6 protein-coding genes and 2 pseudogenes are annotated in these 6,000 nt (G+C 68.9%); 6 read left to right on the top strand and 2 right to left on the bottom strand.

All coding sequences use genetic code 11. The annotated features are described in order from the left end of the window. Positions 1-90 precede the first annotated feature (90 nt). The 6 genes and pseudogenes from ACWGJY_RS24525 to ACWGJY_RS24500 all read left to right on the top strand — a co-directional run. Positions 91-219 (top strand): annotated as a pseudogene (locus tag ACWGJY_RS24525) (citrate/2-methylcitrate synthase); the annotation flags it as partial. A gap of 465 nt (positions 220-684) precedes the next feature. Further along, the gene (locus tag ACWGJY_RS24520) at positions 685-987 is read left to right on the top strand and encodes a hypothetical protein (protein WP_453262981.1); all 303 of its coding nucleotides are present in this window, start codon (positions 685-687) and stop codon (positions 985-987) included. A gap of 315 nt (positions 988-1,302) precedes the next feature. After that, positions 1,303-2,820 carry a transferase gene (locus ACWGJY_RS24515; RefSeq protein ID WP_453262980.1) on the top strand — a complete coding sequence of 506 codons (1,518 nt, stop codon included), beginning with the start codon at positions 1,303-1,305 and terminating at the stop codon, positions 2,818-2,820. Between the two features lie 144 nt (positions 2,821-2,964). After that, positions 2,965-3,639 carry a DUF4328 domain-containing protein gene (locus ACWGJY_RS24510; protein WP_453262979.1) on the top strand — a complete coding sequence of 225 codons (675 nt, stop codon included), beginning with the start codon at positions 2,965-2,967 and terminating at the stop codon, positions 3,637-3,639. A 119-nt stretch (positions 3,640-3,758) separates the two neighbouring features. Further along, entirely contained in the window at positions 3,759-4,271 is a 513-nt protein-coding gene (locus tag ACWGJY_RS24505) for a RipA family octameric membrane protein (RefSeq protein WP_453262978.1), read from the top strand. 91 nt (positions 4,272-4,362) lie between these two features. Further along, positions 4,363-4,854 (top strand): hypothetical protein, encoded by a 492-nt coding sequence (locus ACWGJY_RS24500; protein WP_453262977.1) that lies wholly within the window; start codon positions 4,363-4,365, stop codon positions 4,852-4,854. A 108-nt stretch (positions 4,855-4,962) separates the two neighbouring features. Here the strand turns inward: ACWGJY_RS24500 and ACWGJY_RS24495 are convergent. After that, positions 4,963-5,154, bottom strand: a pseudogene (locus tag ACWGJY_RS24495) (hypothetical protein); the annotation flags it as partial. Further along, positions 5,076-5,408: a hypothetical protein gene (locus tag ACWGJY_RS24490; RefSeq protein WP_453262976.1), complete on the bottom strand. Its 333-nt coding sequence runs from the start codon at positions 5,406-5,408 to the stop codon at positions 5,076-5,078. The pseudogene ACWGJY_RS24495 and the gene ACWGJY_RS24490, both read right to left, overlap by 79 nt. Positions 5,409-6,000: the final 592 nt, after the last annotated feature.

The raw sequence follows: 6,000 nt of genomic DNA, 5'->3' as shown, positions 1-6,000 counted from the left end.
CGCCGAGCAGGCAACGGCCGAACGGGCGAACCTGAAACCCCGTCAACCCCTCCTGACCAGCTGATCAGCACCTCTCGCACAGCGGGGGAACCTCACTTCGTGATGAGCCGCATCACCGGCTGGACCGCCCACATCACCGAACAGCTCGCCCACAACGCCCTGATCCGCCCCCTGGGTGCCTATTCCGAACCCGACCAGCGGACCGTGTCGGCCGCTTGACGAACACCAGCATCCCCCACCGCGACAAAGCGGGCAGCCCATGATGAGGCACTCGGCCGTGTCCGAGGGGTCATGCCGGCAGGTGTCCGGGGCGACTGCGGCTCTCAGCCGTGCGGAAGTATCGGCCATGCACCCCACGTACGGGTGACCCCAAATGCGCCATTCTCCAGGGGAGTTGTGTTGTTGCTGTGGCGCAGGTGGTGTGCCCGGCCGGTGATGCCCGGACTGGAGAAGGAGCTGAATGTCCATCAGGACTGGATCGATAGGGAGATATCCATCCATCCATCATCCATCCATTGAATCCTGGCGCTATTGCAGGACCGGATGGGTGGAGGGGCGGGATCTCGTCACGGGCCCGGACAGACGTGGGTCTGGATCTCCTGGTGGACAGGATGGCCGGGGAGCCGCAGGGGAAGGCATCGCGGCACCTTCCGAATGGCGACCGTCACCTGAGGGAGACCGACGATGAGCATGACCCAGTCCGGCAAGCTGACCCTGAACTCGACCAACGCCACTGAGACCACGGGCGGCCAGACCGGCACCTTCACCCGGGTCAGCTTCCCCGCCCCGTTCCCCGCCGGTGCGGACGTCATTGTGCAGACCACCGTGCAGACCTTCAACGGCCCCGAGACGCCGGGCGTGCGCCTGCACGATGTGTCACCCACCGGGTTCCTCATCCGCCTCAACGAACTCTACGCCGCCGGCGTCGGCACCAGCGACGGCAAGCACACCGATGAAGTGATCGGCTGGACCGCCTACACCGTCTGACCTGTCCCAAGGCTGCTGTCCCGATCCCGTTGCGGTCGGAACGGCACCGCCACCGGCTGCTTGGGCGCTTGGTCGTGCCTCGAAAGCTACCGGTGCAAGGAGGTTCCAAGAGAGCATTCCAAGAAGCCAATGGAGAACCAGGAGGCCGGATACACCAGACACTGTCGGGGGGTGTGGCGGCGGCTTCTCATGTGGACATTTATGAGATTCACCCAGCGTCACAGAAGTCGGGGCTGACAGTCCGTGGGGCGAGGTGGTAATACGGGACGCGGTCCGCGCCGGGTGGCGGTGCCGGCGAGACGGGGGTGGGCCGAGGTGTCCTCGGGCTTACGGGCGTTGGCCCGGCTGATCACGGCGGCCGCGATCGTCACGGCCTATGTCGCGCTGCACCTGGCGATCACCGCGGGCATGGACCTGCGGGCCTGCGACCGCTTCCGCGACACCCCGGCACGGGCCGCCGCGTTCACCGCCGCGCTGGACCGCTATGCCGCTGGAGACGTGTCCGCGCGCGCCGAGATCCGCGCGGGCGACACGTGGTTCAAGGAGAACGCCCCGTCGGGAGCGAGCCGCTCCGCGGTCTCCTCCACCACCGGTGACGTCAAGAAGGGCCAGGTCTCCCTCGCCCGCGAGCGGGTCGCCGGGCTGGCGGCGGATGTCGAACGGGACCGCGCACGACTCGACCGGAAACTCGGCTCGTCGCGCGCGACCGCGCTGTACTGGACAGTGCCCGCCGCGCTGCTGCTCGGGCCGGCGTTGTGGCTGCGGCGGCGGCGCAGGTCGGGCGCCGCGGAGATCATCAGCGTGGTCAGCTGGTTCGCCCCGCGTCAGCCGTGGTGGCGGCGTCCGGTGTTTCTGCTGGCCAGTGGCGCCGGATACGTGCTGTTCGCGGCGGGCGCCATCGCTGTGGGCACGGCGCAGCGGCGGGGCTACACCATGCCACCGATGACCATGGTGGGGTTACTGGTCGGCGGCCTGGCCGCCGTGGGGGCCGGGGTCCTGAGCCTGCGCTACACCCGCCCGCGCTCGGCGCGCGGCGCGGCCCAGGCCCTGCTGGCCGACGGCCGCCAACCCGTGCTCTATCTGCGCAGCTTCGCCGACGACGACACCGCGGCCCAGGTCGACGACTCGGCGGCGTTCGTCAGCGTCCACTCGCGGGAGGAGCAGTTCACGGGGGCGTTGGGCGCCGTGGGACCCGTGATCGCGGTGGGCAGACCCGGAGAGCCGCTGCCGCGGCTGGGCGCGGCGCGGTTCTACCTGCCGCTCGACGACTGGCAGCCGACGGTGCTGCGGCTGATGGAGCTGTCCCAACTCATCGTGCTGCGCCTGGGTTCGGGCGGGGGGCTGTGGTGGGAGGTCCAGCAGGCCCGCGCCACCCAGCCCGCGCGCAAGCTCGTCCTGCTGGCGCCGGGCGGGGTGCCGGAAGTGGCCGAACGGCTGGACGAGCACCTGACGGCTCCGTCCCGGCTGGCCGAGCTGGCTGGAGACGATCCCTGGACCGGCGCCGTCATCACCTTCGACCCCGAGTGGAAACCTCAGGTGCACCCGGTGGGGCCCGTGCCCCGTGCCAAGCTCCCGCGGGGCGCGCTCGTGCGCCGCGCGGCCCGCGCCGTGAAGGCCGGTCTGGGGCCGATGGCCTGGTTCACGCCCACGCACCACCTGGCCCGCACCATCAAGGACGCCCTGGCGTCCGTCGGGGTCCGCAAACGGACGATGGCCTGGCGGGCCACCTTCGCCACGCAGACGTCGTTATGGAAAGGGTTCGCGTTGGTCACGGTCCTGGCCCTGCTGCTCTGGCTCGCGGGCCGGGCGCTGCAACTCTTCGGCCTCGGTTAGGGCCATTCCGTTACGACCGTCCCGCATGACATCCCGTGAAACCGGGGACACAACAGGGCAGCGGCCTATAGCCTGCCGACCCCACGTACTGCGCGGCGGGTCGACGATCTTCGGGGGAGGATCATGGACGGTTCAGAGCAAGGCATGCCGACGAACGCGAATCCGGTCGCTGCGGAGCGGCCCAGGACGGTGACCGGCGCGGCCACGACCGCGACGATACTGATCTCCTTGGCGCTCGTGCATGAGGTGTTGGTCCTGGTGGGCAACTGGCGCCTGTACTTCCTCGCCCACGACTACCTGGCCGGGATGGCGACGGCCGCGGACCTGGAGGCCGCCGACAACGATGCCCTCGCGACGCTGGGGTCATTCTGGCCGTCCATGCTGGTATGGATCGCGGCCGGCATCGCGGTGCTCGTCTGGCTGTGGCGGGCCCGGATCAACTCCGAGCTGATGAGCGGTGCCGCTGCGCACCGCCGGGCCCGGGGCTGGGTGGTGGGCGCCTGGACCGCCCCCGTGGCCAACCTGTGGATCCCGTACCAGGTCGTGTCGGACATCTGGCGGGCCAGTGCCCCCCGGCGGCCCGTCCCCGTCACCCTGATCAACACCTGGTGGGCGCTGTTCGTGGTCGCCACCTTCGTCGTCAAGCCGATCCAATGGCGTATGTCCTCGAAGTTCGACAGCGAGCAGGACGTGCTGTCCAACGCGAACGTGTCCACCCTGCTTATGGCGCTCTACGTGGCGGCCGGCCTGCTCCTCGTCCTCATCGTCAGGCGCGTCACCGCGTGGCAGACCCACAAGCATGCCCAGAACGCGGTGTGAGGGAACGGGGCGCGCACCGCTGTGAACGCGGCGGCGCGGGCGCCTCGTGGCCGTCGCCCGCCGGTCGCGGCCCTGGCCTGTACGAGCGCACGGTGACGAACTACGGGGGAAATGCCAACATGGCCGGCATCAGTGACTCGTTGTGGAACGAGGACATCGACGCGGAGAACTTCCGCGACCCGGCCGCGATGTATCACGCCGCGGTCTTCGAGCAGTACAAGCTGTGCGTGGAGATGGCCGACCGGGTCAGCGCCCGGCGCAACCTCGCCAACACCTTCTTCCTGACCCTCCACAGCACTCTCCTCGTCTTCCTCAGCACCTGGCTGTCCCAGGAGCACCACCGCGGGACTCCGGTCGCACTCGCGCTTGCGGCCCTGCTGGTCCTGCTGGGCATGTGCGCCACCTGGTGGATCACCGTCCGTTCCTACCAGCAGTTGAACAAAGGCAAGTTCGAGGTGATCGGAGCGTTCGAGGAGCGCCTGCCGGCCCGAGCCTTCGTGGCCGCCGAATGGCGCGCCCTCGGCGAGGGGCGGGACTGGCGCGTCTATCTCCCGCTCAATCGTGTCGAACGCTGGATCCCTCTCCTCTTTGCCGTGGCCTACCTTCTGGGCTTCGCCGCCGTCGCGCTGTGACGGCGGCGGCACCCGCTACCACCTACTCTCCCCGCCACCGGAGCGGGTTAGGGTGAAGGGCAAATCGCCTCGGCCGGAAGCGGGTTGTCACATGGTCACCATCGCCGTCACCGGTCACATGGACCTGGCCGACGAGGCAGTCGGTCGGATCCGCACAGACCTCCGTGAGCTACTGGCCGACCTGCGTGACGACGCGCTGGTGGGGCGCTCGTGCTTGGCCCGTGGTGCCGACACGCTCTTCGCCGAGGAGATCCTCTCGCTCGGAGGCCGACTGTCGGCGATCATCCCGTCCCGGGACTACCGGGAAGCGGTGGTCCGCCCCGCAGACCTCGCCGAGTTCGACGCTCTGCGCGCCGCCGCCGCCGAAGTGGTGGTCCTGCCGTACGAGCACGCGGGCCACGCCGCCTACGCAGCGGCGAATCGCCGGCTTCTCCAGGAGGCGGACCGCCTCGTCGCCGTGTGGGACGGCAGCGCCCCCACAGGTCGTGGCGGCGGTACGGCAGACACCGTGGCCGCGGCCCGCCTGGCCGGGTTGGCCGTCGACGTCGTGTGGCCTCTTGGCGCGTTCAGGTCCGGCACCTGACACCTGTGCCCAGTTCCGGGCCGCCAGCAGTACGACACGCCGCTGGTCACAGCTGGCTGACATCCTGTCTGGTCGAGCGCGGTGGTGAGTGCCCCGTAGGACCTCCGGTCACTCCTCCTGGCCGTCGTCATCGTCCAGCTCGACCGCGTCCGGGTCGCGCAGGGGCCGCAGCGTACCGGCCGCCGGGGTGGAGGCCGTGAAGCTGTAGCGGCCCAGCACGTTCAAGTTCCGGTGCTTGAGCGGGGACAAGCGGGCGACGTCGTCGTCGCGGATCTCGTGGCCCTCGGCGCGGAGCTGGGCACGCCGCCGTCCGGGCCGTCCGCATCGGCCTCCCCCTCCCCGCCGGTCTCTCCGGGGTACATGATCTGGACGTCGCGCAGCAGGCCGTCCACCACGTCATCCAGATCGAGACGCTTCTCCACCGAACGCAGGCCGGTCAGTCCGGCCCGGAGGGAGACCCGGGCGGTGCGAGGAGCTTGCAGCAGTCCTCGGTTGACAGTGGTGGCGAAGTAGTTGATAGCGGTGGCGAAGTAAGTGACACGGATCGCGCACATCGAATGTGCCGACGGCCTCACCTGACCATTACTCACTGATGCGATGGGAATGAGGTATTGGCCTCGATAGCTGCACCGCGGGTTCGGGACACCAGAGTGCGGATGGTGCGATGAGATCGCGACGCCTGAATCCGATTGGTCAGGGCGGGAAAAGCTGGAATCCAGAGAGCAACCAGTGGCCACGTTGAGTACACGAAAACGGCGAATTTGCCTTACCTTTCAATCCTTTCCCGTTTGATTTCGGCTCGTGTCGCGGCGTAGCGTGGGAAGTGGTTCAGCTGGACAGCTGGATGACCATCAGAGATCCGAGGAGGCACGATGAGCTTCCGAAACGTATTCCCCCGCAGGCATGGCGACGGTGGTGACGACCACGGTGGACGTGGGTACGGTCGTGGCCGTGGAGGCGGCTATGGGCGAGACCGCGGACGCGGACGCGGACGTGGCCGTGGACGCGACTTCGGTCGAGGCCGTGGTTTCGGTCGCGGAGGCCGCTTCTAGCGACCCCGCGGGTCAACTTCGAGGCTGGTCCCCACTCGTGAGGGCCGGCCTTGAGGGTGCTATGAGACCAGGGCTGTGAGACCTGGGCTGCGAG

The organism is Streptomyces sp. NPDC054765 (assembly GCF_053612065.1).
This window is presented reverse-complemented; position numbering and strand designations above follow the sequence as displayed.